23 protein-coding genes, 1 tRNA gene and 1 pseudogene are annotated in these 26,822 nt (G+C 66.8%); 19 read left to right on the top strand and 6 right to left on the bottom strand.

The genetic code is table 11. The features are described 5' to 3' along the window. Nucleotides 1-33: 33 nt before the first annotated feature. From dpdA to ACF1B9_RS14380, 3 genes are read right to left on the bottom strand one after another with little or no spacing between them, the layout of a single operon-like run. Nucleotides 34-1,254: a tRNA-guanine transglycosylase DpdA gene (dpdA, locus tag ACF1B9_RS14390; protein ID WP_391742402.1), complete on the bottom strand. Its 1,221-nt coding sequence runs from the start codon at nucleotides 1,252-1,254 to the stop codon at nucleotides 34-36. Continuing rightward, entirely contained in the window at nucleotides 1,251-2,384 is a 1,134-nt protein-coding gene (dbpB, locus tag ACF1B9_RS14385; RefSeq protein WP_018551862.1) for a DGQHR domain-containing protein DpdB, read from the bottom strand. Before dbpB ends, dpdA begins: the two co-directional genes overlap by 4 nt. After that, on the bottom strand, nucleotides 2,384-2,944 hold the full coding sequence (locus ACF1B9_RS14380) for a hypothetical protein (RefSeq protein WP_356308850.1): 561 nt from the start codon (nucleotides 2,942-2,944) through the stop codon (nucleotides 2,384-2,386). Before ACF1B9_RS14380 ends, dbpB begins: the two co-directional genes overlap by 1 nt. A 456-nt stretch (nucleotides 2,945-3,400) precedes the next feature. On the opposite strand from ACF1B9_RS14380, the gene queC reads away from it, so the two are divergent. From queC to ACF1B9_RS14330, 10 genes are all read left to right on the top strand, one after another. After that, a complete protein-coding gene (gene queC, locus ACF1B9_RS14375; protein ID WP_391742404.1) occupies nucleotides 3,401-4,096 on the top strand; it encodes a 7-cyano-7-deazaguanine synthase QueC in 696 nt (231 codons plus the stop codon). 2 nt (nucleotides 4,097-4,098) lie between these two features. After that, complete coding sequence (gene queE, locus ACF1B9_RS14370) at nucleotides 4,099-4,734, top strand: 7-carboxy-7-deazaguanine synthase (RefSeq protein ID WP_391742406.1); 636 nt, start codon at nucleotides 4,099-4,101, stop codon at nucleotides 4,732-4,734. Beyond that, nucleotides 4,734-5,090: a 6-carboxytetrahydropterin synthase QueD gene (queD, locus tag ACF1B9_RS14365; protein ID WP_335940274.1), complete on the top strand. Its 357-nt coding sequence runs from the start codon at nucleotides 4,734-4,736 to the stop codon at nucleotides 5,088-5,090. Before queE ends, queD begins: the two co-directional genes overlap by 1 nt. Before the next feature lie 3 nt (nucleotides 5,091-5,093). Continuing rightward, nucleotides 5,094-5,870: a GTP cyclohydrolase I FolE2 gene (locus tag ACF1B9_RS14360; protein ID WP_391742408.1), complete on the top strand. Its 777-nt coding sequence runs from the start codon at nucleotides 5,094-5,096 to the stop codon at nucleotides 5,868-5,870. A 593-nt stretch (nucleotides 5,871-6,463) separates the two neighbouring features. Continuing rightward, complete coding sequence (locus ACF1B9_RS14355; protein WP_391742409.1) at nucleotides 6,464-6,799, top strand: hypothetical protein; 336 nt, start codon at nucleotides 6,464-6,466, stop codon at nucleotides 6,797-6,799. 392 nt (nucleotides 6,800-7,191) lie between these two features. Beyond that, a complete protein-coding gene (haaT, locus tag ACF1B9_RS14350) occupies nucleotides 7,192-9,966 on the top strand; it encodes a cyclophane-containing RiPP biosynthesis TPR protein HaaT (protein ID WP_391742410.1) in 2,775 nt (924 codons plus the stop codon). A gap of 107 nt (nucleotides 9,967-10,073) precedes the next feature. Then, a complete protein-coding gene (gene haaA / locus ACF1B9_RS14345) occupies nucleotides 10,074-10,268 on the top strand; it encodes a HaaA family cyclophane-containing RiPP peptide (RefSeq protein ID WP_391742412.1) in 195 nt (64 codons plus the stop codon). 13 nt (nucleotides 10,269-10,281) lie between these two features. Beyond that, nucleotides 10,282-11,433, top strand: coding sequence for an FxsB family cyclophane-forming radical SAM/SPASM peptide maturase (locus ACF1B9_RS14340; RefSeq protein ID WP_391742414.1), 1,152 nt, complete (start codon nucleotides 10,282-10,284; stop codon nucleotides 11,431-11,433). A 78-nt stretch (nucleotides 11,434-11,511) separates the two neighbouring features. Next, nucleotides 11,512-11,985 (top strand): cyclophane-containing RiPP N-acetyltransferase HaaN, encoded by a 474-nt coding sequence (haaN, locus tag ACF1B9_RS14335; protein WP_391742416.1) that lies wholly within the window; start codon nucleotides 11,512-11,514, stop codon nucleotides 11,983-11,985. Nucleotides 11,986-13,938: 1,953 nt separating this feature from the next. Further along, a complete protein-coding gene (locus ACF1B9_RS14330; RefSeq protein ID WP_391742418.1) occupies nucleotides 13,939-14,610 on the top strand; it encodes a hypothetical protein in 672 nt (223 codons plus the stop codon). A 216-nt stretch (nucleotides 14,611-14,826) separates the two neighbouring features. On the opposite strand, the gene ACF1B9_RS14325 is transcribed toward ACF1B9_RS14330, so the two are convergent. After that, on the bottom strand, nucleotides 14,827-15,189 hold the full coding sequence (locus ACF1B9_RS14325) for a helix-turn-helix transcriptional regulator (RefSeq protein WP_230543608.1): 363 nt from the start codon (nucleotides 15,187-15,189) through the stop codon (nucleotides 14,827-14,829). 194 nt (nucleotides 15,190-15,383) lie between these two features. Here ACF1B9_RS14325 and ACF1B9_RS14320 point away from each other — a divergent pair, with 194 nt between their 5' ends. The 4 genes from ACF1B9_RS14320 (at nucleotide 15,384) to ACF1B9_RS14305 (ending at nucleotide 19,169) form a co-directional block, all read left to right on the top strand. Then, nucleotides 15,384-16,256, top strand: coding sequence for a hypothetical protein (locus tag ACF1B9_RS14320; RefSeq protein WP_391742420.1), 873 nt, complete (start codon nucleotides 15,384-15,386; stop codon nucleotides 16,254-16,256). 218 nt (nucleotides 16,257-16,474) lie between these two features. Next, nucleotides 16,475-17,389: a hypothetical protein gene (locus tag ACF1B9_RS14315; protein WP_391742422.1), complete on the top strand. Its 915-nt coding sequence runs from the start codon at nucleotides 16,475-16,477 to the stop codon at nucleotides 17,387-17,389. After that, nucleotides 17,386-18,891 (top strand): hypothetical protein, encoded by a 1,506-nt coding sequence (locus ACF1B9_RS14310; protein ID WP_391742424.1) that lies wholly within the window; start codon nucleotides 17,386-17,388, stop codon nucleotides 18,889-18,891. Before ACF1B9_RS14315 ends, ACF1B9_RS14310 begins: the two co-directional genes overlap by 4 nt. Before the next feature lie 205 nt (nucleotides 18,892-19,096). After that, nucleotides 19,097-19,169 (top strand) — tRNA-Arg (locus ACF1B9_RS14305). Nucleotides 19,170-19,216: 47 nt separating this feature from the next. Here the strand turns inward: ACF1B9_RS14305 and xerC are convergent. Further along, complete coding sequence (xerC, locus tag ACF1B9_RS14300) at nucleotides 19,217-20,890, bottom strand: tyrosine recombinase XerC (protein ID WP_391742426.1); 1,674 nt, start codon at nucleotides 20,888-20,890, stop codon at nucleotides 19,217-19,219. Next, a complete protein-coding gene (locus ACF1B9_RS14295; protein ID WP_391742427.1) occupies nucleotides 20,887-21,552 on the bottom strand; it encodes a helix-turn-helix domain-containing protein in 666 nt (221 codons plus the stop codon). The genes xerC and ACF1B9_RS14295 overlap by 4 nt, the downstream gene beginning before the upstream one ends. 109 nt (nucleotides 21,553-21,661) lie before the next feature. On the opposite strand from ACF1B9_RS14295, the pseudogene ACF1B9_RS14290 reads away from it, so the two are divergent. The 5 genes and pseudogenes from ACF1B9_RS14290 to ACF1B9_RS14270 all read left to right on the top strand — a co-directional run bounded on the left by ACF1B9_RS14290 (nucleotide 21,662) and on the right by ACF1B9_RS14270 (nucleotide 26,757). Then, nucleotides 21,662-21,891 (top strand): annotated as a pseudogene (locus ACF1B9_RS14290) (hypothetical protein). Between the two features lie 215 nt (nucleotides 21,892-22,106). Continuing rightward, a complete protein-coding gene (locus ACF1B9_RS14285; protein ID WP_391742429.1) occupies nucleotides 22,107-23,342 on the top strand; it encodes a DUF3631 domain-containing protein in 1,236 nt (411 codons plus the stop codon). Nucleotides 23,343-23,537: 195 nt separating this feature from the next. Further along, nucleotides 23,538-24,329, top strand: a complete 792-nt coding sequence (locus tag ACF1B9_RS14280; RefSeq protein ID WP_391742657.1) for a DUF2637 domain-containing protein — start codon at nucleotides 23,538-23,540, stop codon at nucleotides 24,327-24,329. 217 nt (nucleotides 24,330-24,546) lie between these two features. Beyond that, the gene (gene mobC, locus ACF1B9_RS14275; RefSeq protein WP_391742430.1) at nucleotides 24,547-25,074 is read left to right on the top strand and encodes a plasmid mobilization relaxosome protein MobC; all 528 of its coding nucleotides are present in this window, start codon (nucleotides 24,547-24,549) and stop codon (nucleotides 25,072-25,074) included. Then, the gene (locus ACF1B9_RS14270; protein ID WP_391742431.1) at nucleotides 25,075-26,757 is read left to right on the top strand and encodes a relaxase/mobilization nuclease domain-containing protein; all 1,683 of its coding nucleotides are present in this window, start codon (nucleotides 25,075-25,077) and stop codon (nucleotides 26,755-26,757) included. Nucleotides 26,758-26,822 lie beyond the last annotated feature (65 nt).

The raw sequence follows: 26,822 nt of genomic DNA, 5'->3' as shown, positions 1-26,822 counted from the left end.
CTCCTGACATGGATAAAAAGTAGAGGTCGGATCTTACCCGAAGGTGAGTGATCGCATTTTAGCTTCGAGCACGGTCAAATTATGGAATCCGCGACGCTTGTTTCGCTCACTCCCCCGGAATATCACGATCTCAATTCCGTGCTTCTCGCACAGGGCGCAGGGGCAGATGCGCCAGGGCGCATCGCCCAGGGTGCGCTCGTACGCTTCGAGGTAGCTTTTCTTTTTCGGTCCGAGTACGAGGGATTCATAGGTTCCGAGGGCAGTCAGGACCTCCTCTATGGAGGTTTCCTCGCGATCGAATTCGCGCAGGGCGCGCAGGCTGGCTCGCTCGGCAGTGATTGCTTCTGCCTGCGACACGTTCCCGGACAGGATGAGCCGCTTGAGTGCAGGGTTTCCGTCGACCTGAGGAACTCTGATGGCCGTGTAGGAGTCGTTGGCCGAGTGGTAGTTGTTGCGGTCATCCATGAACGCCTGACGGAAGGCGGAGGTACTGTCGAAACTGGTCACGCCGTGGCGGGCGAACTGTTCCATGCTGTCCACCCGGTTGATGCCGAGGAGATGCAGCCCTGTTCCCGGGGAGCGAATGTCGTCGATGGCGCGCAGACAGGAGAGGATTTCGTGCGATTTAAGGGGGACCATGCCACCCAGTGCGATCCGCCGGTAACCCATCTTCTGCAACTGCTTCACGCTGTGCGCGTAGCTTTGCGGGCCCCAACCCTGTGCTGCACCGACCGGTTCGAAGCGCGCGCCTGATTTTTTTGTTGCGGTAATGAATTCTTCGGCAAGTTCCAGGGAAATTTGCTGCCGGGTGATCCAGGCATCTTCGGGCTGCTTATCAGACCCTTCGGGAATATATCCGAAGATAATGTGGTCGATACTAATTCCCGCATCGAATCCACAACGGCCGTAGAAGTCCATGACTTCATCCACCTCGTAAGGCGGACGCTCTTCGTCTATATAGTTGAAGGCCCCACAGTCACCGATGGTGGCACAGGCTTCGGGGAGGCGGAAGAAATTTCTCACGCCCAGCCGGTAGAAACGCTCGCGCTGCGGGGAAGAGTATTTTCCCGAGCCTTTCACGGAACCGTCGACGACCGCCTTGCTGACGAGGATCCCGTCGTAGGGGATCGGCATCACAACCTGGTGAGCGTAGACGTCGTCCCGTTGGCGCACTCGGTAGGGCGAGTACTCGTCGTTGACGAAGTCGTAGGTGGGGCTCACCAGGTCCTGACTGTCAGGAAAATAGAATTTCACGCGGCTTTTGCCTTTTCCTGCACATAGATACGGAGGAGGTAGTTCGACAGGGTGCTGATGTGGCGCGGGTTGTTCTGGAGTTCGTTCCAAGGGATGTTCAGGTCCGGCCAGCGCCCGTCGGTCCAACGGCAGTGCGGTGCGACTAGTGCGAGTTCGGCCCGCGCCTGCTCAAGCGCATGGGGGGATGCAGGGGGGATGGCCATCATTACGCGGTCCATGAGACGCCCCATGGAGCGGATGCCCACTCCGTGCATCAGCCGACTCCGAGTCGCCGGCAGGCCCCACGCTTCCGGGAAGGTGTCGCGGACGGCATTCCAATAGATGACAAGAATCTGCCGGATGGTGGCAGTGTCGACGGTGCCGTTGGATAGATTTTTGTAGGGGAAAAAAACACCCGAAGGGGAGTTGAGGGATTCCTGTATGGCCGTGGTGAGACTGTTGTCGGTGACGACAGCCTCCGCTTTCTGCTCTGCAGTGGTGGAAGGGCGGCGCACCAACCCGTGGAAGGGCGAATCCTTGTCCTGATTGAGAGCTTCGACTAGGACCGAGGGGAGTTTCCTGGCGGACAGTTTGGTCGGCAGCACCGTGCCGACTTCGGGAAGCAGTTCGGTGACGAGGTTAGTCGGCAGCGGAGAGACCGTGTTCACGCGCAGGAACTGGTCTCGCTGGGTTTCCAGGTCTTCGGCGACAAACCCAGCGATGGTCACGGCCAGGCGGGTGTTGCGCGTACGTGCCAGAGCGAGGCTGCGCTGCTGCCCGTCGACGATCCAGGCCGGCCGGGGGGCATCGGGGGAATCGGGGAGAGGGATCTCCAGCGTCCCGGAGGTACACAGGCCGTCGCTGCTGCTGGGGCCAGGGCTGGACTTGAACCGCACACTGGAGGGCAAGGCGAGGATCAGTCCGTTCGGAAAGAGGACCTCGTCACTGTCGAGATACTCCAGGATCTGCTTGACGTGCTGCTTTTTCTCGGGGCGCTGGTAGCCAATGAGCCTGCCTGCCTCGTCCCGGGAGATCCGCGCGACGTCGGCGACCTGGTGCACCTCTTCTGCCGCCAAGGTGAACACATACAGCGGGATCGTGGGGTGCTGCTCGATCCGCAGGGCCCGACGCTTAAGCACAGTGAAAGTCATCAGCGGCCAATCGTCGATGTGTACAGGTCGGCAAAGCGCTTCTGTTCACAGGCCATCCCCTTGTCTCTGAAGAGACGCAGCAGTCGAGTGCGGGAGGAGTCGGGGTGGAGGGCCTTCATCTCTTTGATGAAGGCGATCACCAACTCGTCCGACATAGGTGTGCGGGCGTAACGTTCGGGCCGCGCCGCCTGAGAGGCCCAGGCATCCCAACGCGCCTGTGCCTCAGGGCTGATGAGGCGGCCCGGCGTGCAGTGCTCGAGCCAGGAGGCTGCCATGCGGGTGTTCAAGCTGGTGAGGGTTCCGCCGAGGGCCTGCCGCAGGGCGGCATTGGCCGGCACACGCAGCACCCCATCCAGATCGCAGGCGCCCCCGATCAGCACCACCTCGGCGTCGGCGGCCGCGAGCCCGCGCAAGTCCCGCTGCATGGCCTGGGCGTAGGTCTCCGACAGCACCACCAGTGCCCGTCCGGCGGCCGTGGCGATCTTAGACAGATCGCTGGTGCCGTCCAGGTGCTGCAGGTGATCCCACCACCGGGATGCCTCAGGACTGGAGAAAGCCACGGAATCTGCGTGCCGTGGTACGAAAGTCGCTGCATACGACGGCGCCAGGCTGGAGACTTGCCGTAGGCCCAGGCCGGCCGAGGCTACATAGAGGCGAGGGGCAAACCCTGCGCGGGCTGCGGCGTCGGTGAGAGCGAGCGCACGCCGCCACTGATCCCCCTGGTAGAGGTCTTGCAGTTTCGCCTGCCGGCCCTGGGCTGCCTGCAGGCGGCGTGCCCATTCCGCGGCTCGCTGCGGCAGGTCGCCGGTGGGCAGGGTGCGGGCTTGCAGGTCCGCGGGGGGTGGTGAGGCCTTCCGGTCCGTGCACGTGACCACGATGGGCAACTCGTTCACTGCGACTCGACCCCTGGCTTCCGTAACTCGATTTTTGTTGTGGTTACTGTAGCCGGTAGTTAGGGGGGTAGGCTGCACCTGCCTCAACCGAGGAAACTGGACTGCAGATAGGGGAGTGACAGCATGGACCGTCCCGCGATCGTGTTGCTGAGCGGCGGCCTGGACTCGACCACGGTGCTGGCCATCGCCAAGGACCAGGGATTCACTCCCTACGCGCTCAGCTTCCGCTACGGCCAGCGGCACAGCATCGAGTTGGAGGCGGCTCAGCGCGTGGCGCAGACTCAGGGCGTGGCCCGTCATGTCATTGCCGACATCGATCTGCGGGTCTTCGGCGGCTCTGCCCTGACCTCCGACATCGAGGTGCCCAAGCACGAGACGCTGGAGGACGTCGAGGAGGGTGGGGTGCCGATCACGTATGTGCCGGCCCGCAACACGATCTTCCTGTCGTTCGCGCTGGCGTTCGCCGAGACGGTCGGTGCCAGCGACATCTTCACCGGGGTCACAGCGGTGGACTACAGCGGCTACCCCGACTGCCGCCCCGAGTACATGGACGCCTTCGCCACCATGGCCAACCTCGCCACCCGGGCCGGGGTAGAGGGAACCTCCAAGATCACCCTGCACTCCCCCCTGATCGCGCTATCCAAGGCCGACATCGTGCGCGAGGGCCTGCGGCTGGGCGTGGACTACTCCCTTACTTCCTCCTGCTACGACCCCGACGAGCAGGGGCGGGCCTGCGGTAGGTGCGACACTTGCCTGCTGCGTCTGAAGGGCTTCACTGAAGCCGGCGTGAAGGACCCCGTCCGTTACCAGAGCGTCTGAGCATGGCCTACCTGATCAAGGAAGTCTTCTACACCCTGCAGGGAGAAGGCAGCCACGCAGGACGTCCAGCGGTCTTTTGCCGCTTCTCCCGCTGCAACCTGTGGACGGGCCGGGAACAGGACCGGGCCCGCGCCATCTGTCAGTTCTGTGACACCGACTTCGTCGGTACCGACGGTGAAGGCGGCGGCCGCTTTCACACCCCGCAGGACCTGGCCGATGCCGTCGAGGCCGCCTGGCCCACGACCGATCGAGCCCACCGGTTCGTGGTGTGCACCGGCGGAGAGCCCCTGCTGCAACTGGACGAGGAAGCCATCGAGGCTCTGCACGAGCGCGGCTTCGAAGTCGCAGTGGAAACCAACGGCACTCGCCCGGCCCCCCGAGGAATCGACTGGCTGTGCGTCAGCCCTAAGATCGGTTCCACTCTGGTCCTCACTCAGGGTGACGAACTGAAACTGGTCTACCCGCAGGCTGGCGGTGATCCTGTCCAGTTCGAAGAACTGGACTTCCGGCACTTCAGGCTGCAACCGCTGGATGACGCTCACCGCGAAGCCCACACCCGTGCGACCGTCGAATACTGCATGAAGAACCCGCGCTGGACTCTCTCCCTCCAGACGCACAAGTATCTGGGAATTCAGTAATGGAAATCTTTCGCGAGTTCACCTTCGAAGCAGCGCACCGCCTACCGCGCGTGCCTGAGGGCCACAAGTGTGCCCGCCTCCACGGCCACTCCTACAAGGTGATCGTGCACGTCGAAGCCCCCGTCGATGCAGAACTGGGCTGGGTGATGGACTTCGGCGACATCAAGCGGGCCTTCAAGCCCATCGATGCTCAACTCGACCACTACTACTTGAACGACATCGAAGGCCTGGACAACCCCACCAGCGAGAACCTGGCCCGCTGGATCTGGGACCGCCTGATCGGCGAACTTCCCGCACTGTCCGAGATCACCGTGCGCGAAACCTGCACCTCCGGTTGCACCTACCGAGGCGCGTAAGGCATGCACGACATCCAAAACGAACCCGACCGCCGCGGCATTGCCATCGACGAGGTGGGCATCAGCGGCCTGCGTTACCCCCTCACCTTCGACGACGGCTACACACGACAGCAGGGCATTGCTGACATCAGCGCCACCGTCGGCCTGCAAGCCGACCGGCGCGGCACCCACATGAGCCGCATGATCGCGCTCGTGCACGAGGAAGTCGCCACGCTGACCCCGCAGGAGTTTCCCATCGCCCTCAAGCGTGGCCTCGCCCTGCTCGATGCACCGGCTCTCACCCTCACTCTGTCCCTGCCCATCGCCACGGCTGTCACCGCACCTGCCAGCCAGCGGGAATCCTGGCAGGCCCACGACGTCACCGTCACCGGCCGCATCACCGCTTCCGGATGCACTGTCACCACCTCGGTGACCACGCACGTCACCAGCCTGTGCCCCTGCTCCAAAGCCATCTCCGACTACGGCGCCCACAACCAGCGCAGCGAGATCACCCTGGAGATCACCGGCACCGACGACACCCCTTACCCCCTGCCCGTCCACGAGATCATCCAGCTGCTGCGCGCGACTGGCTCCGCTCCCGTCATCCCGCTTATCAAGCGGCCTGATGAACGCGTCGTCACCATGCAGGCCTACGACCACCCCGTCTTTGTCGAAGACATCATCCGGGACATAAGCCTCACCTGCCGGGACAAAGGACTTACCCACACCGTCACGGCGAAGAACCTGGAAAGCATCCACAGCCACGACGCCATCGCCACCCTCACCTACAACCACTACTGACCCGCCACAGGCGGCCCCGACCGCCACCACGAAACGATCAATGTGGCGACTGCCTGCCCGGGTCACACCAACCAACGGTCCGGTCACCGCCAAGGCGAGAAGCCCTTCCCCGTGCACGAATCCAGCCCGAGCAGCACCCCTCGCGCGCCCGAGCATGCCCGGCCCGAGCCCACCGTCTCGCGTCCTGCCGTGCGCCGTGTCCGGCACGCACGCGGCGCACGGCAGGGCCGCCGACAGAAGCCAGGAGCTTGCGCTACATGAATCGCTCCGGTCAGATGAAGGCTCAATCGGCGGCCTGCTCGGCGATCGCATGTTGACCACATTGGTGGTCGACCTTGGCCGCCCTTCCATCAGGTCGCTCAGGGTGACGCACCTCAGCCCGGCCCTCCCTGCATGACAGTTCACCCGTCCGACGCGTAAATATTGCTACTCAAGTAGCACACCCTCAAGATTGAGGCATGCCGTCCTCCACTGCCCCTTGGGTCCCATGGCCCCGCTTGGACCGTCGCACCTACCTCCTCCTGCTGGACGACCAGCGTCGGCTCCTTCTGTGCGGCGGATGCTGCGGCGGATGGACCGTCCCCCAGGTGCGCATGACAGCCAGCGCCAGCTTCCTGGAGTCAGCCACCCGGTTCCTGCAGGAGCGATTCGAAGTGGCGGCTCCACGCTATGGATCGGTCTATGGCATCCGCCAGTCGCGCAACGGTGAAGACTGGGAGTTCGACCGAGCCACGGCTACGCGGGTCTTCATCGTCCGCATCAGCGACGGCGAAGGATCGGCGATTGAGAAGCAGTCGGTCACACACGCCCGATGGAGTATCGAGGAACTGCGAAGGCGAAGAAGGGAAATCTCCCCAGAGGGGATCGTCTTACTGGTCACCGGTTACGTCGAAGGATGGATTCCCGATGGCCCCATCACTCTCCACTGAGAGTGGCGCCGCAGCGCCAGCCGACACGCCCTGGTCAGCGATCTGCTTACCTACGGGCCATCACGAGGATCCCATCTGTGTGACCGGCGAGATCGGGCCCTGGGCAGATAGCGGCGGCGCACCCTGCATCGAGTTCGATGACCACGGGCATCCTAGCTCCGGAGCATTCAGCACATTGGGTGTCTTCTTCCTCTGAGGCAGGCGGCCTGAAACAGGGCGTTTATTGGCGTAGAGGCGGCCTTTACCAAGGTCCTCCATAGCTGATGCGCTTGGGGAGTTGGGGCGTCGGACTCGGGGGGCTTCGTGGTCAGGGCTGTTCTAGGTTCGATGTGTCGTGCCCCTGGTAGCAAGACGGATTCGGTCTTTCCGCTCGGTGGACGGGCGGTCTGCGCATGAGGCTCCGGCGGGGGATCACGATCGGCGTCGTGGCAGCCGGGGGTGCCGTGACAACGATGCTCGTGGGACTCGTCACGAACGCGGTGTCCGAGTCGGAGTGGCCAGGCTGGTTGGGGTGGTTACAGCGGCATGCCTGGTTCTCGTTCGCAGTGCTGGGCGGGGCCACGGTCGGGCTGACCATGCTGCTCGCCGCGCTGTCGGAGACCCGCACGCCCCTGCGGTCCCCTGAGCCGCATCAGCCGGGGAACGGGTCGGAACCTCCAGGGGCCGCCCTGGTGCTGCGGTCGCTGCCACGCGACACCGCGGCGTTCACCGACCGGAGCGCCGAACTCGAGGCGCTGGTCCGGTCCGTGAGGATCTCGCAGGAGAGCGGCTCGGCGCTGCCCGTGCATGTGATCGACGGAATGCCGGGGGTCGGCAAAACAACGTTCGCCGTGCACGCCGGCCATGTGCTGTCGGAACGATTCCCGGACGGGCAGCTGTTCGTGAACCTCAACGGGCACACGACGGGACGCGCGCCGGTGCAGGCCACCGAGGCGCTGGCTTCGTTGCTGGCCGCGACCGGGGTGCCTGTGCAGCGGATTCCCGTTGGCGACGACGTGGGCGCGGTCGCCGAGGCGCGGGCGGCCATGTGGCGGAGTCGGCTCGCGGACAAGAAGGCGCTACTCATCCTCGACAACGCGGCCAGCTATCGCCAGTTTGAGCCTCTGCTCCCGGGCGGGAGCGGCTGTCTCGTGCTGGTGACCAGCCGGAAGCGGCTGGCGGCGTACGAGGAGGTGATCCTGCCGGTGGCGGCGTTGCCGCCGGAGCACTCGGTCGACCTCTTCGTACGTCTCAGCGGGCGGCCGGCGGACTCGCTCGACCATGCCGTGCTCGCGGAGCTGGTGGGGCTGTGCGGGTATTTGCCGCTGGGGGTTTCGTTGCTTGCAGCGCGGCTGCGCCATCATCCGTCGTGGAGCGCCGAGGACCTGCGGGCGCGGCTGGTGGCGGCACGGGACCGACTGGGAGAACTCCGGGCAGGGGAGCGCGCAGTCGCCGCGACGTTCGACCTGTCCTACCGTGACCTCGCGCCGGAGCGGCAGCGCTTCTTCCAGCATCTCGGCTTCTACCCTGGTACCGACCTTGACGCCTATGCCGGTGCCGCGCTCGGCTCAGTCTCGGTGGCTGCGGCGCGCGAGCAACTCGACGCGCTCTACGACGCCCATCTGATCGACGAACACCCTGGAAGCCGTTACCGGCTTCATGACCTCTTACGTGACTACGCCCGCGGTCTCGCCGACGAGGAAGGCACCATGGAACAAGTTCAGGCCGTTCAGCGCGTGTGCACCTACTACTTGGCCGCCCTCTCTGTCGCGAACGGACACATCCTTCGGGGTGGCGCTGCCACACCGGCGCCACCAGACGTCGCCGCGCAGGTGGAGACGCCGCCCATGGAGTCGCGTACGGCGGCCCTGGGCTGGCTGGAGAACGAGCGGGCGAACGTCCTTGCCTGCATCCGGCGGGCGAACAGGCTCGCGCTGCATGAGCTGGTCATCCGTATGGCCGCGGCCATGGCCCCCTTCCTGCGGCAGGCCGGCCCGTGGGACCAGGCCGTCAGCCTTCACCGCACGGCCGCCGAGGCCGCCCGGCACACCGGCGACCGGCGCGCGCTGGCCTGCGCGCTCGCCGAGGTCGGAGTCGTACGGCGCTTCATGGCCGCCTACCCTGAGGCGATCGAGGCCCTGAACGAGGCGGTGACGGAGTACGAGGCAGTCGGCGAGCGACGCGGCAAGGCGGACGCTCTGAACCAGGCGGGCATCGTCTCTTACATAATCGCGGACAACGAAGCCGCGGCCCGCTCCCAGACCGAGGCCCTCGCCCTCTACCGTGGCATCGGCGACCGGCTCGGCCAGGCGAACGCGCTCGCAGACCTCGGCATGGTGCGCCGGCAGACAAGCCAGTTCGACGTGGCGGTGGAGGAGCAGACCGAGGCCCTATCGATCTATCGCGAGCTGGGTGACCGCTACGGAGAGGCCAACTCGCTGCGGGACCTGGGCATCGTGCACTGCCTCATGGGTGAGTATGAGCTGGCCACGCGGCGGCACCGTCAGGCGTTCGACATCTATCAGGAGCTCGACGACCGGGTCCACCAGGCGTACGCCCTCAACGAGCTCGGCGTCGTACAGCGACTGACCGGCGACCTACCCGGGGCACGGGAGGCCCATGCCCAGGCGCTGGAGCACTACACGGAGCTCGGCGAGCGGTTCGGGCGCGCGAACAGCGTCCGCCACCTCGGGGTGCTGGACCGCATGGAAGGGAACGTCGCCGAGGCGATCCGTGTGTTGGAGGACGCCCTGGGTTCGTACCGCGATCTCGGTAGCCGTGGCGGCGAGGCCGCCTCGCTAAGCGAGTTGGGTGTGGCGCACGGAATCGTCGCGGAGCAGGACCACGCTGTCGAAGCGTTCCAGCAGAGCCTGGAGATTCTGCGGGAGCTCGGCGACCGATGCGGGGAGGCTGAGGTCCTGAACCACTGGGGGATGCTGCTGCACGCTTCTGGTGACTGGGCCGCCTCGCGGGAATATTTCGAGCAGGCGCTGGGGTTGGCTCGGGATATCCGCTGTCCGTTGGAGCAGGCGCGGGCGCTGGAAGGGATCGGACGCTGCGACTGGATGGCAGACGGACCCGCGCAGGCTGAGGGCTCGCTGAGCGAAGCACTCGCCGTGTACCGGCGGTTGGGCGCGAACGGGGCGGCCGACACTGTCGAGCGGCTGCTTGTGTCGCAGGCGGGTTGAGCCGAGCTTGTGGCCGGATTGGGCATGCCATCGTAGGTAGTGGGACTGCTACGTTGCGGGTCGATCCGCCGACTCAACCGCCGTCGCACTGTCACGAGGAGCGTTGAATGCTGTCACGCACGTCCGTTCCCACGCCGCAGGCCCCGGTGACGCCCGTGGCCCCGGAACCCACGCAGGGCTCGGTTGTCCTGGACCGCGTCGCCGCCCGTGTACGGCAGCGACTGGCAGCCGAGCGGACTGCGGCGAACCGTACAGGCGAAGGTGGTCACCAGGCTTCACTGATCTGGACCTGGCCCCTGTGAGCTCTCCCGCTCGATGACGCCGCGCGAGAGCATCGCTCCCTTTCGGTCCTTCATTCTCAAGGTTGCCAATCGCTGCAACATCGACTGCGACTACTGCTACGTCTTCAACTCCGCGGACCAGGCGTGGCAGCGTCTACCCGCCCGAATGAGTGTGGATATTGCACGGGCGGCCGGGCGGAGGATCGGTGAGCACGCCGCGGCGAACGGCCTGCCGGGTGTGCATGTCGTTCTGCACGGTGGAGAGCCCCTACTCGCCGGCCCCCGGCACATGACTGACCTGCTCGGCGCCGTACAGGAAGGTGTTCCCGCCGGTGTGGAGGTACGTTTCGAGCTCCAGACCAACGGGACGCTTCTCACGGAGGCGTGGCTGGGCCTCTTCGAGCGGTACGAGGTTGTCGTGGGCGTCAGCCTCGACGGGCCGCCGTCCGCGAACGATCGGCATCGGTTGACCCATGCCTCCCGGTCGAGCGCCGCCTCGGCCGTACGCGGCATCGACCTCCTGCGTTCCCGACCCCACCTGTTCGCAGGAGTGCTCGCCGTTGTGGACCTGGCCAACGACCCGGTCGAGGTCCACGACTACCTGGCGTCGTTCGAGCCTCCGCTGATCGACTTCGGTCTGCCGCACGGGACGCACGACGAGCCACCGCACCGCGGCGATCCGAGCGTGCCCGAGTACGGGATGTGGATGAGCCGCGTCTACGACGCCTGGCTTGCCCGACCCGAAGACGGGCACGGCATACGGATGCTGGAGGACATCGTGGCGCTCAGCTCCGGCGTGCGCGGCTCGGTGGAATCCCTGGGTCTGGCCCCGCCGACGAGTGTCGTGATCGAGTCCGACGGCACGATCGAGGGCGTGGACACCCTGCGGTCCGTCGAGGAAGGCGCCTCCTGGCTGGGGCTCGACGTCTTCAGGCAGTCCTTCGACGAGGTCCTTCACCATCCAAGGCTCCTGCACCGGCAGTACGGGAAGGCCACGCTCGCTGAGGAATGCCAGGACTGCCCTCTGGTGGAGGTATGCGGCGGAGGCTACCTCCCGCATCGCTTCAGCACCGCCCGCGGCTACCAGAATCCGTCCGTTTACTGCGCGGACCTGGAGTACCTCATCCGGCATGTCCAAGGCTCCCTACGTCGGCACGGCTGGGATCCGGCGGCCCCGCCCCTGTAGCCATGAGCCGTGCCGCCACGGCAGGATCACGCGTTGGAATGAACGAGTGAAGCGATGGAAGAGCGACAGGAGATGTCGATGACCGTGACGATCCGCCCCGCTGACAGGCGGGACATCGTGGCTGTAGCCGAACTGATCGAGGAGATCGAGCGGTTCTACGGATCGACCGAGATCCAGCCGCTCGAGGAACGCCACTCCCAGGTGGAGAAGGCGCTCTTCGGCTCGCCGCCGCTGGCGTCCGCGCTCCTGGTCGAGGACAGGGCCGGCAACCTCGTCGGGCTCGCCGCCTACTCGTTCCTCTGGCCGGCGGCCGGCTCCTCCCACTCCTTGTTTCTAAAGGAGCTCTACGTCCGCAACACCCTCCGCCGCCAGGGCGTCGGCGCCCGCCTCATGGACGAGCTCCGTGCCCTGGCCGCCGCACGCCCCGGGTGCAGCCGTGTCGAGTGGATGACGGACCGCGACAACCCGGACGCGCGTGCCTTCTACAAGTCGCTCGGATTCGCGGAGTTCGATGGGAAGATCGTCTACCGGGTGGACACCAATACAGGCTGAGGGCGGGTGCGACTGTGAAGGAAGGGCGGTGCGACCGATGTGAATGCATCGTCGGGCTGGGATGCGCCTGCTTGCCAAACGGGGCCGTATCGGAAAGACGTGCTGTACCGCAGCACAGGCAGGAGTGGCGGCGCTTCCCCGCGGACACGATCCTGATCTCGCCGACGCGGTACGCGCACCTGCCCGGGGCCTGCACCCACCTGACCGAGGAGTTGGTGACGGCCCCGCGCTGGGGCTGGATCCCCGAACCGCCGCACGGGCTCTGGGACCGGTTGAGCAGCAGCCACCCAGCGACCGCGACAGAGGGTAACACCACACGGCAGGCGGTACGACGGTGCGAGGAGTGCCAGTCGGCATTGTCGTGATGTAAGCCTCCGTGGGCACGGTCGCACGTGACCGACCTGGGCTCGCCAGGTGACCGTGCGCAGGGCTGCAGCCGGACGCTGCAGCCCTGCGGGGTTGGGTGTGGACAGGCCTTTGCTTTCCGTTCGGTGGTCCATGTCGCGCAACCGCCTTTGCTTACGGCGGCCCCGCTCCCCCATCGTGGCCAGGACAGCGGCTTGGTCGGCCGCCTGCGCCCAGGTCAAACCCCAGGAGTGGGGACGGCCGCGCGGCGGCTGCAAGTGCTGGTCGAGCTGTGCATGACCTTCACGGCTTCCAGGTGCAGGACTCGGGTCTCCCCAAGGCTCACAGAGAGGGTGATCTGCGCATCGAGATGGAGACACGTGCGGTTGCACCCCAGCCCTCCGAGGTGGCGGCCTCGCCAAGCGCACAGCCGCGCTTGGCGTGCCGAAGATGACGCGGCACACCGCCGCCGGCTCACGCCGCTGGTCGGACGTTCCTTGCCCTCGTCCTTCAGGACGGCGACAAGGCGACCGGCCGCCGGGCGTTCTTCCGGGCGTGCGGACTCGTGCTGCTCGAACCCGACACGCCTGGTGCCGCATGGGGCTGCCCCGTCGTCTACATCCTCACGTCAGAGGAATCGGCAGCCTGGGGACCAGCACCCGGGACCTGAAATCGTTGCTTCGATTGGGACCAATGCGTCCTCGATCAGATGGAGTTCGCCTTCATGGTTCAGTCAGGTGGCGCGGTGGCCAGCTGCGGGTGGGCCCACTCCCATGCCTGGTAGTGGGCCTTGCCGTTGGCGGCGGTAGCGGCCCTGGTGGCAAGCGCCGGTTCGGGCCAGCTATCGGGCTTGCGAAGCGGAGTTCCAGGCCGTGTCTCGGCTGGCGGCTACCCCACCCTTCAGCAGGCGCATCACACGGAGGGTCCTGTACGTGGCGAGGAACGCGCTCGGAGTATCGACCCGGCAACCAGGGCACCTCGCGCCCTTGTCCTTGCCCAGGTTCACGCCGGGCGGGACATAGACACTGGAGCCCAGGGGCCCATAGAGAGCGCGGGATGACTGCCCGGAAGTCATGTAGGGCTTGCGCCCCTCACGATGCAACACGAATTCTGTCTGTCACCTACGTACCCCTCTTGCCCCTCTATCGAGTGAAGGGAAGAATCAGGGCACTGAGGGGTCGGAAGATGAAGTGGGAGTGAGCCTCTCAGGACCCACACGTGGTTGCTCACGGCTGTTGAGTCCAGGTGGTGTTCGACCCTTCAGGATGTGAGCACCTGTCACCACCACTGCAGTGCGGCAGCAGCCAGCTAGCCGAGCGAGCTCTCAGGTGGCTGTCTCCTGTCCCGCCTAGGGAATCCGGGCTGGGCCGTTCTCCTGAATGCCTCTCACAGACTGAGCTGTGGTCGGGTTCTCAAGTACTCGCGCACAGGAGTCGCGTCAAGTTTTAAGGGCCGTCACACGAGGTCAGAGCTACCGTTCTCCGACGGTTTCCGGGGCCTGAGGCATCACGCTCCCGGCCTCTCTGACGCGCCCTGGGCTGCCGGCGGATCCCCCGATGACCATCAAAGCGGGCGAGCCGGTGCTGTCGAGGCCCTATGGTGATCGCCATGCAGCCCACCGACAGTGGCGCCGCGTCCGCCAATCCCAGCTGGGTCGCGGTGGATATGGGTGCCCTGATTCACCAGTGCGATGCCGAGTTGGCACAGCACGACGCCATGCTCGACCGACTGACGTCGGGAGTCGCCGCGCTGGAAGCTGAGAAGCAAGCGGTGCGCTCCGCGCGCCAGCAGGTGGTGCTCACTCGCGAGGAGGCGCTGCGCGTTCAGGAGATGCTCCACGCGGCGGCCCGGGCTGGAGCCGCTCTTCGTAGCGGGCAGCGCGAGGGCGGGTCCAGTTTCAAGGACGTGCCGGATCCTGACGAATGCAAGGGGACCGACGCGTGCGCCGACGAGGCTGCGGACAGTTCGGATGCGGCGGCCACTTCGGCTGAAGAAGGCAGCCACAACGGCAAGGCTTCGACAGCGTTTGACGCATCGAAGCTCGGCCCTCGCGGCATGCAGGCCATGCAGATCATCAACAGTGAGCCCACGCTGCAGTGGACCGGGAAGCTGCTCGCGGTACGGCTGGAAGGCCAGGAGGTCGAGGCCGACGGGAAGGCTCACAATCGCGCGCGGACGCTCATGGACGACCTGGCAAAGAAGCAGCTCGTGGCGAAGATGTACTCGGATGATGGTCGTCGCTGCTACTTCGTCGCGGCCGCGACAACGGAGGCCGCCTAGAGGCACCCCAAGGCGACCGCCTCCCGCGTTGGCATGGTTCCTAGGCCGACGCATCAACGCGGGAGGCGGTCTGACGACTCTGGGCCGTACCCCCACGCTACCGGGCAATTCCCGGGCGAGGGGCCAATTCGGCCTGCGTTCCCTCGATCGAGAGGCCGACCCTCGCATGACAGGCGCATCATCGGACTTTTCCCGGCTATCCGACCCGGCCGGCTACTACTCCTCGCCGCTTCGCCGATGCGAGGGAATGGGCTGGTGACGGGCACCGTCATCGCCTGCGGGCCAATCGGTGTGACGCGGCCAGAGCATCTCGTCGAGCGTCTCCTCGATGCTTGCGAGCGTAAACATGTCGGGCCAAACGGTTCCGGCAAGGATGTTGGAAATGACTTGCCGGTTGACGCCGGACGCAGTCGCCAGCGCGTTGGCCGACAAGCCGCGCCGCTCCATCGCCTCCGCCAGGGCCCGGGCTACGGCCTGCCCGACCTGTGCCTGCCGGGCACTGTCCATCACTGCGTACGGCCAGTGGCCGGACACGGCATAGTCGCGCGGCTTCTTTCCACGTCTCGTTCCTCCGGGCATGCGACCAGTGTGACGGACGGGATGCCGACTTGCTCACCCCGCACAATCATGGGTTGCTATAACAATAGCAACCCGTGATCGGTCGCGCTTCCATCCCGGCCGGTTTGAAAGGATTGGTATCTACAGTGTCGACTCGCCAGGCGGGAACACCGCCGACAAACGGCCGCGCCAGGCTGAGGCCTGAAGAGCGACTGATGCCGTCGCCCAAGCTGCGGGCGGAGCAGTACCTCCTAGTCACCGTGGCCGCCTGCTCGGCGGTCAACCCGGTAGGGGCCGAGGAACTGGCAGCGGCGACTGGGGTCTATGCCAAGAACTGCGGACTGGTGCCGGTGTTCATCATGAACACCGGACTACTCACCAAGGGGCACCGACGAGCGACGTATCTGCCCAGCGAGAAGGGTCGGTACATCGCACGTGCCTTCGCGCGCGGTGAAGCCGAAGGGCTTGGAGCGCTGAGGACGAAGTGGAGGGGGCAATGGTTCGCGCGAACGGTCAGAGACCGTTGCCGACACGGCCCCGTCTCTCGTGAGGGCCTGGTGGCCGCCCTCATGGTGGCGGCCAAAGCCGGGCCTGAGCGCATCAAGCAGGCCCACGTTCTACTCGATCTGATGGTCGCGGTCGGTCTCGTCACGGTGGAGAAGTCCGGCGAGCTGAACTATTTCGAGGGCGCCAGTCACACAGACGCCCCGCCCACAGGCACCCAGGGCACCGACACGCCTCACGAGGCACCGCAGACTGCCAACGAGGACGACGAGCCGAGTGCGGCCGAGGAACCGTTGACTCAGGACGAGTGTCAGTCCGGCAGCACCCGACAGCCTGACTCCAAGGGCGTGCAAGACGGTGACGAGCAGCCGCAGACGGAGGTACCTCGCCCGCGTACTGAGGCCCTCGGCGGCCAGCCGCCTGGGGGAACGGGCCCCGATCAGGATCTCTTGTCACTTCTGCTGCCACCGGTTCTGCTGGCGGACTTGACTCGTCTGACTTCGGCGGAGGTCCTCGAACTCCACAGTCATCTGAGGGCCATCACGGCCCTCACCGCCAAACTCCGGGGCCATCGCGTCACCTAGCCCCGGAACACAAAATACAGTCCGGCAGCGCCAGCTTCCTTGGCCGGTGCGGCGCTGCCGGACTCCCACCTCCACCCGACGACCCGCCCGGCAGCGCCGTGCAGGAAGGGGCTTCGGCATGTCCTCACACAAGGCGAGGGACAACCACCGTAGCGCGATCGATCGCAGGCCCGCCCACGTTCGCGCGAGTTCCGGCCCTCTTCAAGGGGTGGTCCGGCATGGCTAGGCCCGCCATCCGCCGGGTGCTGCTCGAAGTCAGCCGTCAGTGGCTGCAGCAGGCAGCCGACGGCGACATGGCCATCGAGACAGTCGACCTCTACATCCAGATCAGTGAACGGTTCGATGTCTTCGCCGACGCCCAGGGTATCCACCAAATGGATGATGTCACCGGACAGTTGACCGACTCGTTCATGGACGCGCCCGGCCGCGACCGCCACGACAACATCACCCTCGTTCCGAAAGACGGCACACGGCGGCAGCGCCGCTCCGCCCTCGCCTCCCTCTTCGCGCACGCCCGGGCCCTCGGCATGACCCAGGCCGTGCCCCTGCTCGACTCCCCTCCCATCCCGCGGCCGCCTCGCAGCACAGGCGCCGAACTGACCGACGCGGAAATCGAGGAACTCCAGTTCCACTCCGAACGCGGCATGCCTGCGACCCGGCACGCTGCCCTGCTGGCCCTGCTGCTGTCAGGCCTCGGCAGCGCCGAGACCGCTCAGGCGACCCCCGGCGACCTGGACCTCGCACTAGCCACCGTGACCACCGTAGGCAGCACACGCACCACCCCCAGAACCTGCCCGCTCAGCCCCTGGGCCGTCCGCGCCCTCCGTCTGCGCACCGACTACCTAGCCGAGCACCAGTCGGGCCGGCGCCGCCTCGTCACCAGCGACTCCTCCACCCCGTACGCGGCGCAGGCCAGCGTCGGCGCTGGCTTCAACGACATCGCACGGCTCTCGGGCCTCGCCACCACCGCCCGAAGGGTCGAACCCCGCGACATCACCCGCTACGTCGCCCGCCAGGTGCTGCTGCAGACCGGCCAGATCTCCGAAGTCGCCCGAAGGCTCGGTCTCTCGTCCCTAGACAACGCCGCCGACCTCGCCGGACTGGCCTGGAAGATCGGCGGAGATCCGCGATGACACCCCACAGGGCCACGCGCCCCAAGCGCACGTCCAAGACCACCCGCAAGCCCAAGAACACCCCGCCGCCGTACATCTACGGAACGATCCCCGACGACACCTTCGGAGCGAAGAGCGACCCGCCAGAACTGCACGGGCCGCAGGCCCCACACCTGATCACCGACCGCCGTTTCGCCTACCTGATCAATAACCCGGACCTCTACGCCGCGGCCGATACCCTGCCTGGGCCCCGACCGGTCGGCCGACCTCCGCACCATCCCCCCGTCATCTACCTGATCTTCCTGTGCTCGATCTCCGTCTTCGGCTCCGCACGCGCGACCGCTGCCCACTTTCAGGATGAGGACTGGTGGAAGCGCATCCGCTCAGCAATCCGCACACACCTGGGCGACGAGGCCGCAGACGCACTGCGGCCGACCGGCCCCACCCGCAGCAACTGGAATCACTACTTCCGGCGGCACCTCAAGCCCGCTCACGACAAGATCCGTGACATCAGCAGCGACCTGTGGGTTGAGCAGGCCCTGGCGCACGGCATGCTCTGCGAAACCAGCAAAAGAACCAGCCGCGTCCGCCCCGAGCGCCAGCAGGTCCTCCACGGCGACGCCACCGTCGCAAGACCTCCCTCCGGGCATTCCGAGCACGAGACGGTCGACAAGAGGACCGGCGAGATCCGCCAGCGCCGCGTCGACGAAGACGCTGGCATCTGCATCGAAGGCGGCGGCAAGCAGGTCTACGGCAACAAGTTCCTCTCCACCGCCGTACGCCTGGCCGCCACCCCTCACAGCCGCGTGATCCTCGCCCTGGAATCCATCCGCCACAAATCTGTGAAGGAAGACCCCGATCGCGAATCGGAAGGCGTCGCCCTGGTCGCCATGGTCAAGCGCATCCTCAAGCGCGCCCGCGGCACCAAGGCCGTCACCTACGACGCCGCCCTGCGCGGCAGGCACCGCGCACCCCTCATCGCCGAAGGCCTCGTCGTGTTCACCCCACAGCTCGACGGACTCACGCCCCAGTCGCTCCTGCGCCACAAGGACGGCCCCTGCTCCCACGACCTCTACGTCGCCGAGGGCAGAGTGTGCGAGCGCCGCTTCTTCGACGGCAACGAGACGCTCTACACGCCTCTGCCCGTCGAAGAACTCGAGTGCCGTGACGGAAAGAACAGCACCCGCTTCTACCACCGCATCACCATCCCCTGCCTCACCAAGACACACCAACTCCGGATCCGCGTCGACGAGACCGACGAGGACAGGCAGGTCGACCCGAAGACGAAGAAGCAGCGCTTCAACCGCACCGAGCATCTCCGCCAGGTACCTCCCAGCACCCCCGCCGGCCGCCGCCTGAAAGGCTTCCGCCAGGACAGCGAGTCCATCCACTCCCGCTTCGACCAGGCCTACCCCCATGAGCGAGTCCCGGCATATGGCGCCCGGGGAGCCCTGTTGATCTACCTCGGCTACGCCTGGCTGAACAACTCGATCACCCGAGCACTCAACCCACTGCACTCCTGACACCCTCCGCAGGCCACCCCACCCCAGCACCCGGCCCCGGGACAAGATCCCCAGCCCGCCACACACCCCGTACATCGAGCACGCCACCCGCTACACTGGCGGCGGCGAGCAGACCCTCACAGGTCGATCACCAACCTGTCCAAAACATGTCAAGAATCGGCTCAGTGCATTGCGCCGTTTTAGACACATTTTTGTACAGATCCCAGCCTTCGTAGCTCAGGGGATAGAGCACCGCTCTCCTAAAGCGGGTGTCGCAGGTTCGAATCCTGCCGGGGGCACAACGCGTTACCACTCTGACCTGGGGTTTCTCCCCCAGGGAGGGGTTCTACTCGGCCTCGGACTCCTCGTCCGGGGCCGTTTGCGTGAGCGGTGCGTGAGCGGACGGGGAGTTGATCTCCCGAATTTTCCCCAACGGATCAGCACCATCCGGCACGGGTTCCGCGTCGGCAGACTCCGCGCCGTCGGGCTCGACCCCCGCTTCGGGGATGGTGTTCTCGGGCGTTGCGCGCGCTCGCGGCACGAGCCGGGCCGCAGCCTCCGCGATCGCCAGGTCCGCCTCGGGGAGCAGGCTCGTGTACGTGTCCGACGTGATGGTGATCGAGGAGTGACCGAGCATCTCCTGGATGTCCTTCAGGCCGGCACCGGCCGCGTGAGCCAGGGTGGCGGCACCGTGACGGAGGTCGTGGAGCCGGATCGGCGGTAGCCCGAGTTCCTCGTGCAGCTCGATGAACCGCCGTGTGACGTTAGCGGGGTGGAGCAGCTCTCCGTTCTCGCGGGTGAAGACCCTTCCGGTCTCCACCCAGGCGCTCTCCCACTCCTTGCGGTCCTTGTCCTGCTGGGTCCGGTGGCGCTTGAGGGCCTGGACCGTGTCGGAGTCGAGGGCGATGGTGCGCGCTCCGGCGTCCGTCTTCGGATCGTCCTCGTACACCTCCCAACCGTTCACCACGAGTTGCTTGGCGACTGTGAGGAGCCCAGCGTCCAGGTGCGTGTCGGTCCACCTCTGACCGCATGCCTCGCCTCGCCGCAGCCCACGGAAGGCGACCAGGTGGAACAGCGCGTACAGCCGGTCCTCGGCTACATGGTCGAGGAAGAGGCCGGTGTGTTCAGGCGTCCAGACCATCACCGGCGACGGCTTCTCGCCGGTGCGCTCCCAATGGAGGATGCGCTCCTCGGTCCACACAAGCGCCTTGGGGCGCCTGCCGGCCTCCAACTCGACGTGGGAGGCCGGGTTGAAGGTGATCAGCTGCTGGGCGATCGCAGCGTTCAGCGCCGCCCGCAGCGTGGAGCGAACACGTTGCCGCGTCGCCGGACCGACAATGCGGCGGTAGGGATCCATCTCGGCGATGGCCGCTTTCATCGCCTTACGGCGGGCGCGGGGCTCGCGCCCCTTCCAAGCAATCTGTGCGAGATCCTCGAACGCCTTGCGTCGTGCGGCGTTCCCCTCGGCGATCTCGACGTTGGCCTCGGCTATGGCCTCGAACATCTCCGAGAGGTGAGTGACCCGAAGGCGGTCGAGCCGTACGTGCCCGATGCGCGGCTGAAGGTGGACGCGAATATTGCTCTCGTCGCGGCTGATTGCACTCTGCCGCCCCTTCTTGCCCGCCAGCCAGATATCCAGCCACTCGCCGACCGTGAGGCGGCTGGTGAGGTCCAGGCCGTGGCTCAGGCGCCGTCGGGTCGACTCGATGTCCGGCAGCGGAGCCTTCTCGTCTGCCACTTTCTCCAGCAACTCGGCGATCTGATCCAGACCTTCGGAGTCGTCGGCGTCGGCAAGGCCGAGAAGGGCGCGTATGTGGTCGAGGTCGGCTTGGGCGGCTTTGAGGCTCTCGTAGCCGGCACGGCTGAAGGATCGGCGGATTCCATCGGCTCGGGGTGGCAGCTCCTGGCGTATGGAGTAGGAGCCATGCTTGCGGCTGGTGAGCTTGGGGCACTTCTTGCCGAGCGGCTTACCGGTCTCGGCGTCGCGGCAGTAGCAGCGGCGGTGGGTGGATCCCTTCAAGGGCGTTCCTCCGTGGTGGTATCGGGGGCCCATTCGGGCGGGTCGACGTCGTGGAGTGCGGGTGGAAGGTCGGGCGGGATGGCTCCGTCGTCGAGGAGGTCTCGACGGAGGTAGCGGAGCTTGTACTTCGCGGAGATGGCCTGGTCGGCGTACGCGCTCTGCTTGCGTTCGGCTTCTTCCTGCTGGGCGCGGCTCGTTGCCGTCTTCGCCGTGAACCGTGCCTGCTCTTCCTCGTCAAGTGCGGCGAGGGCAGTGCGCACGAGGCTGGTGTGGGCTTCGAAGTCGGGCACGAGGCCCGGGCCGTAACCGGGCACTTCCTCTTCGCCGGTGAAGCGCCGCAGGGCGTCCCATGTCGGCACGAGGCCCTGGAAGGGGAGTTCCTGCGTCCGGTCGACGTAACCGACCGGGAAGATCAGGCAGGCCGGATACGTCTCCAACGCGGCGGCCAAGACGATGACGTCCACCAGCGGGAGACCGGCCCGGCGGCCTGACTCCATGTTGGCAATCACGTTGCGCGGAATGGGGTGCCCGAGCTCCTCGCACCGGTCGGCCAGATCCTGCGCGCTCCACCCCATCTCCTTCCTTCTCCGGCGGACCTCACCGGCCACGTTCGCCTGGACCCGGTCCACCCACTCTGGGAAGTCATCCTCTTCATCATCCAAACCACGTTGTGTCATGCAGACACATTAGCTTGAGGATGCTGATTGGTAGACGCCTGGGGCCGGACGTGATGACCGCGTTCGCCGAGGGCTGTACCGAAAGGAATGCCGCATGCGCGAAAACACCACAGGGGGCAGCCCAAGGGGATGAGCCGAGAGGATCTGTTGGCCTTGCCGGTAGCCGTTGACCTGGAAACGAGCAACCGAGCCCTGGGGCTTAGTCGGAGCAAGGGGTATGAGCTGGCGAAGCGGGGCGCGTACCCGTGCAAGGTCCTTCGGCTCGGCAACGCCTACCGCGTCGTGACCGCAGATCTGCTGAATCTGCTCGGGCTGGCGGCATGAAGGGACGGCAGCGTAACAAAGCGTTCTGCGTTGAGCTGACACAGAATCGCTGGACTGTTGGCAGGAGTGGCCGTACGGTCCGTGTTCCCTCGGGGTACGAAGGGGGCCTCCGGCGAGGCAACGCCGGAGGCCCGAGCAGCCCCGAACGGCCCTGGAAGAACCAACCCGGCGGCAAGGGCAGGCAAGCCCGCCACCGCCAGACGAGGAGCTGCCCCGTGGAACACGCGGGAACCGAGCCCTATTCCACCCCTGACAAGCCCTCCCGGCCGCCGGTCGCCATACCCGGCCAGTCGACGGGCCGCCCTGCTTCACCGGGAGAGCCGCCCGCAACGGTCTCCGAGGCTGCCTCGGTATCCGAGGGGGAGCAGGTGCTGACGGAGCTGCGGGAGCAGATCCGCCGTTACGTCGTACTGCCGAGCGAGGAAGCGTTCACGGCAGTGACGTTGTGGGTGGCGGCGACTCATCTGCAGACGGCATGGCAGCACGCTCCGCGACTGGCTGTGGTCGGGCCGGCGAAGCGGTGCGGCAAGTCTCGGCTGCTGGACGTGATCACCGAAAGCGTTCACGATCCGCTGATCACGGTCAACGCCTCGGCCGCTGCAGTGTTCCGGTCAATCACCGCCACGCCGCCCACCCTGCTGGTCGACGAGGCCGACACTCTCTTCGGCTCCGCGAAGGTCGCGGAGAAGAACGAGGAGATGCGTGGCCTGCTCAACGCGGGGCACCAGCGCAACCGCCTCACCCTGCGGGTTTCCGGACCCAACCACGAGGTCGCGAAGTTCCCCACGTTCGCCATGGCGGCCCTCGCCGGCATCGGCGACCTACCGGACACGATCATGGACCGGTCGATCGTCATCCGGATGCGCCGCCGCAGGCCGGGCGAGGCGGTGGAGGAATTTCGCACCTACCGCGACACCCCGCCCCTCCACGCGCTGCGCGACCGGCTCGTCGCCTGGCTGGCCCCGCTCCACGCCGATGCGATGGAGCTGACACCGGCCATGCCGGTGCAGGACCGCGTGGCCGACACCTGGCAGCCGCTGGTATCCGTCGCCGATCTCGCCAGCGGGACGTGGCCCGACCTCGCCCGCACCGCCTGCCGGGTCATGGCCAAACACGAGGCCGAGCAGGACCAGGACCGCAGCAGCCTGAGCGTCCGCCTCCTGGCCGACATCCGCCGCGCCTTCACCACCGAGGGCAACCCGCCGGCGCTCCGCACCAGCCGACTCCTCGACATCCTCAATCAGGACGCCGAGACCCCCTGGCCGGAGTACACCACCAACGGTCTGACCCCGCGGGGCCTGCAGATCTTGCTCAAGGAGTACGGCATCAGCTCCGCTCCCCGCCGCTTCCACGGCAACGTCCAGGCCCGCGGCTATGCCTTCCTGCATTTCGCCGACTCCTGGGCACGCTACTGCCCCGAGTCCGTACCGGAAGCCACGACCGGGGGCTGACCCGGCACGACCCGTCACGACTCGTCTCCGCGCAGGTCAGCGCGGTGACGGGTCGAGTTCCGGTGACGAGTCGACTCGATGCCGCCGCCGCACCCGTACCTGCCCTGACCAGGCATGCGACGAGTCGCGACGGGTCTCTCCCCACCCACCACCGGGCCGCACAAGCCCACGTCCGCACTCCTGGAGCACTCCCCTTTGCCTTCTCCCGCTCTCGCCGCAGTACCGTCCGCTGCCCCGGTGCCCTTGGCCGCAGCGATCCGCACGGGTGTGGCCCTGCTGGCCGTCGCAGCCTTCGCGCTCTCCTACGACGCCTTGCGTCAGATGGCCGCTGCCAGCCACATCCACCCGGCGCTCACTTACGCCTTCCCACTCGTCATCGACGGGTTCATCGCCATCGGAATCGGCGCTCTGCTCGTCCTGCGGACCGCGCCTCTGTCCGCCCGGCTCTACGTCTCGGCGCTGGTCGGCATCGCCACCGCCACAAGCATCTGGGCCAACGTCCTGCACGCCATCCGCCTCAACCAGCAAGCCCGCCACAACGGGCTCGCCCTCGACGACCTCACCGTCGGGGCCATCTCCGCCATCGCCCCACTCGCCCTGGCAGGCGCCGTCCACTTCTACCTCCTCATCGCACGACGTCCCACGGCCACAGAGCGCCACGGCAACGGCCACAACGCCACCGACGGCAAAAACGCCGCGCAAACCGAAGCCAGCAACCCGGCTGAGCCACCCGCCACCCGCACCAACTACGGGGCAAAGCCTCCGCAACAGCCCTTCGAGCTGGGAGGAACTCCGCCGAGCATCTCCCTGGAGCAGGCCATCGACATCGGCCGTACGGCTCCCCTCGGACGAGGCGGCCGCATTTCACGCCGCAGCGTCGAGAGGGCGATCCGGGACAAGGGATTCGGCATGTCCCGCGCCCGCCTGGACGAGGTCAAGAACCTGCTGCAGGCCGAACTCGACGAGACCACGCCTGGCACCGACTGAGCCTCACAGTCACGCCACCCCCACCCGCCCCTCCCGCGAATCAGTACGGGAGGGGCGGCCTCACCCTCACCCACCACTCGCAGGAGCCCACATGCACGACCCCGCCAACGAACTCGCATCGCCCCGGCAGCAACTGACCTCCACCCGGGCACCAGGCGGAGCAAGGTATGGCGTTGGACCGTCCAATGGCCGGTCCAACGCAGCCTCCGCCCCGGGGGTGGCTGAGGCAGACTCCCGGCGCGAGGGCGCACCGGGGCAGGAGGCTGCCGGTGCCGCCATCGCCGGCCCGCCCATCGTCGTACGCGCCGCCGACGAGGCCGCGCTGTACCAGGTCTCCCGCCGCCGCGCACGCAAGAAAGTGCAGCGCAAGGAGCGCGTCGACGTCCGCTACAGCATCGCCGAGAAGCAAGCGATCCTCGCCGAAGCCCGCCGCCTGAGCCTGGCCGGCGCGCACTTCGTCGGTGCTCTCGTCGTGGCGCATCTGAACGGCGACCTCGCGCTACCTGGGCGGCGGACCTCCCACGACGACTTGATCGACGAGCTCGCTGCCCTGCGCACCGAGGTCGCCAGAATCGGTACCAATGTCAATCAGATCGCCCGCAAACTGAATTCCGGCGGCCGTCCACACCCTGGGGACACTGTCATCCTCGCTGAAGCCCAACGCATCCTCGGCCTGGCCCGTGACACCGCCACATCGATCGATGTGGCGTCGGACAACGCCGCCACATCGAAGGCGGCGGCCTGATTGATCACGAAGATCGGCAAGGCCGGCGCCAACACCCAAGGCGTCCTGCGCTACCTGTACGGGCCCGGGCGCGCCAACGAACACACCGACCCTCACCTGGTCGCTTCGTGGGACGGCTTCGCTCCCGATCCCGGCCGCGACGCGACCGCCACCCTCACGCAGCTCGCCACCGTCCTCGACCTGCGCGTAAAGCAAGCCGGGGACCGCGCACCCGACAAGTATGTGTGGCACTGCTCGGCGCGAACGGCGCCCGAGGACCCAGTCCTCACCGACGAGCAGTGGGCGGCTTGCGCCCGCCGGATCCTGAACGCCACCGGCATCGCCCCCTCCGGCGACCCCGACGCCTGTCGCTGGGTCGCGGTTCGCCACGCCGACGACCACATCCACATCGTTGCCACCAAGGTCCGCGGCGACCTCACTTCACCCCGCAACTGGAACGACTACCTGCGCGCCGACAAGGAATGTGCCGCAATCGAGAAGGAGTACGGCCTGCGCCAGGTCGTTCGCGGCGACCGCACCGCTGCCAAACGCCCCACCCGCGCCGAGCAGGAGAAGACCGCCCGCGCCAGGCAAACCGCTACACCCCGGGTGACGCTGCGCACCACCGTCCGCATGGCGGCGGCGGCTGCCACGGGCACCGAGGAGTTCTTCGCCATTCTCAGCGGTGCGGGCGTGCTGGTGAACATCCAGCGCTTCCCCTCCGGCGACATCCGTGGCTACAAAGTCGCCCTCTCCGACGACACCAACGCCAAGGGCGAGCCAGTGTGGTTCTCAGGTTCCACCCTCGGCCCCGACCTCTCCTACCCCAAGATCAGCGAACGTCTCACGCCCACCAAGTCCGCCCCCATGCGCCGGCACTCCGACCGTCGGCATACGGCCTGGCAAGAGGTCACCGACGCGGCCGACCAGATTCCCAGCGTTCTCGACGAGGCCGACGACGCTGCCGGGCAAGCGCACGTAGCCGTGCTCGCCGAGGCCCTCGATGTACTCCCCCTCATCGCCCCCGCCAGCTACAAGCCCCAGCTGGCCCGGGCAGCGGCGGCATTCGAGCGGGCCAGCCGCTCCCACATCCGTGCCCGGCACCAGCAGGCCCAGGCCACACGTCGCGCAGTCAAAGCAATCTTGCGTGAGCCCGTCCCCAAGGACGGAGCTCTCTTCGCGAACCTCCTCGACGCCCTCATCCTGGCCGTCGTCGCAGCGCAGGACTGGCACCACACCCGCCACCACGATCAGCAAGCCGAAGCCGCCCGACAGGCAGCGGAACACCTGCACGCCGCCTACCAAGCCGCGGCCGTCCAGCCCCTGGCCGTGATTCACCAGCGCGGTCTCCGCCTGGCGGTCACGGTGCAGCGACGGCAGGCAGCCCTCGTCCGCCAAGCACTGCCGGCGCTGGCCGAGCAGATCCTCACCGAGCCCGGCTGGCCAGCCCTGGCCGCCACCCTCGCCGACGCAAAGGAGGCCGGCCACGACCCGACCGTCCTGCTCACCGAAGCTGCCCGAGGGCGGGAACTCGATACCGCCACCTCGATCAACGACGTCCTCGTCTGGCGGCTGCGCCGCAGCGCCCACCTGCCCGCCACCCCGCAGGACCCGCCCGCCCGCGACAACCTGCGCGTCCCATCAGCGATCCCTGCCGCACAGTCGCCGACCAAGGCAGCGAGCAACTCGCCCCGTCGGCCCTGACCGAAGAAAACGGCTGAACGTAGCCGACGATCCCCGGTTCACCAAACCGGTGACTCTCCAGACCT

The sequence above is a fragment of the Streptomyces sp. NPDC014727 genome (assembly GCF_043083485.1).
In the GTDB taxonomy this organism is placed as follows: Bacteria; Actinomycetota; Actinomycetes; order Streptomycetales; family Streptomycetaceae; genus Streptomyces.
This window is presented reverse-complemented; position numbering and strand designations above follow the sequence as displayed.

Coding starts and splice junctions, on each gene's coding strand:
- queC (WP_391742404.1), top strand. CDS start 3,401: ATGGACCGTCCCGCGATCGTGTTGCTGAGCGGCGGCCTGGACTCGACC.
- queE (WP_391742406.1), top strand. CDS start 4,099: ATGGCCTACCTGATCAAGGAAGTCTTCTACACCCTGCAGGGAGAAGGC.
- haaN (WP_391742416.1), top strand. CDS start 11,512: ATGACCGTGACGATCCGCCCCGCTGACAGGCGGGACATCGTGGCTGTA.
- ACF1B9_RS14360 (WP_391742408.1), top strand. CDS start 5,094: ATGCACGACATCCAAAACGAACCCGACCGCCGCGGCATTGCCATCGAC.
- ACF1B9_RS14310 (WP_391742424.1), top strand. CDS start 17,386: ATGACACCCCACAGGGCCACGCGCCCCAAGCGCACGTCCAAGACCACC.
- haaT (WP_391742410.1), top strand. CDS start 7,192: ATGAGGCTCCGGCGGGGGATCACGATCGGCGTCGTGGCAGCCGGGGGT.
- dbpB (WP_018551862.1), bottom strand. CDS start 2,384: ATGACTTTCACTGTGCTTAAGCGTCGGGCCCTGCGGATCGAGCAGCAC.
- ACF1B9_RS14320 (WP_391742420.1), top strand. CDS start 15,384: ATGCCGTCGCCCAAGCTGCGGGCGGAGCAGTACCTCCTAGTCACCGTG.
- haaA (WP_391742412.1), top strand. CDS start 10,074: ATGCTGTCACGCACGTCCGTTCCCACGCCGCAGGCCCCGGTGACGCCC.
- ACF1B9_RS14315 (WP_391742422.1), top strand. CDS start 16,475: ATGGCTAGGCCCGCCATCCGCCGGGTGCTGCTCGAAGTCAGCCGTCAG.
- ACF1B9_RS14355 (WP_391742409.1), top strand. CDS start 6,464: ATGACAGCCAGCGCCAGCTTCCTGGAGTCAGCCACCCGGTTCCTGCAG.
- ACF1B9_RS14330 (WP_391742418.1), top strand. CDS start 13,939: ATGCAGCCCACCGACAGTGGCGCCGCGTCCGCCAATCCCAGCTGGGTC.
- ACF1B9_RS14340 (WP_391742414.1), top strand. CDS start 10,282: ATGACGCCGCGCGAGAGCATCGCTCCCTTTCGGTCCTTCATTCTCAAG.
- ACF1B9_RS14325 (WP_230543608.1), bottom strand. CDS start 15,189: ATGCCCGGAGGAACGAGACGTGGAAAGAAGCCGCGCGACTATGCCGTG.
- queD (WP_335940274.1), top strand. CDS start 4,734: ATGGAAATCTTTCGCGAGTTCACCTTCGAAGCAGCGCACCGCCTACCG.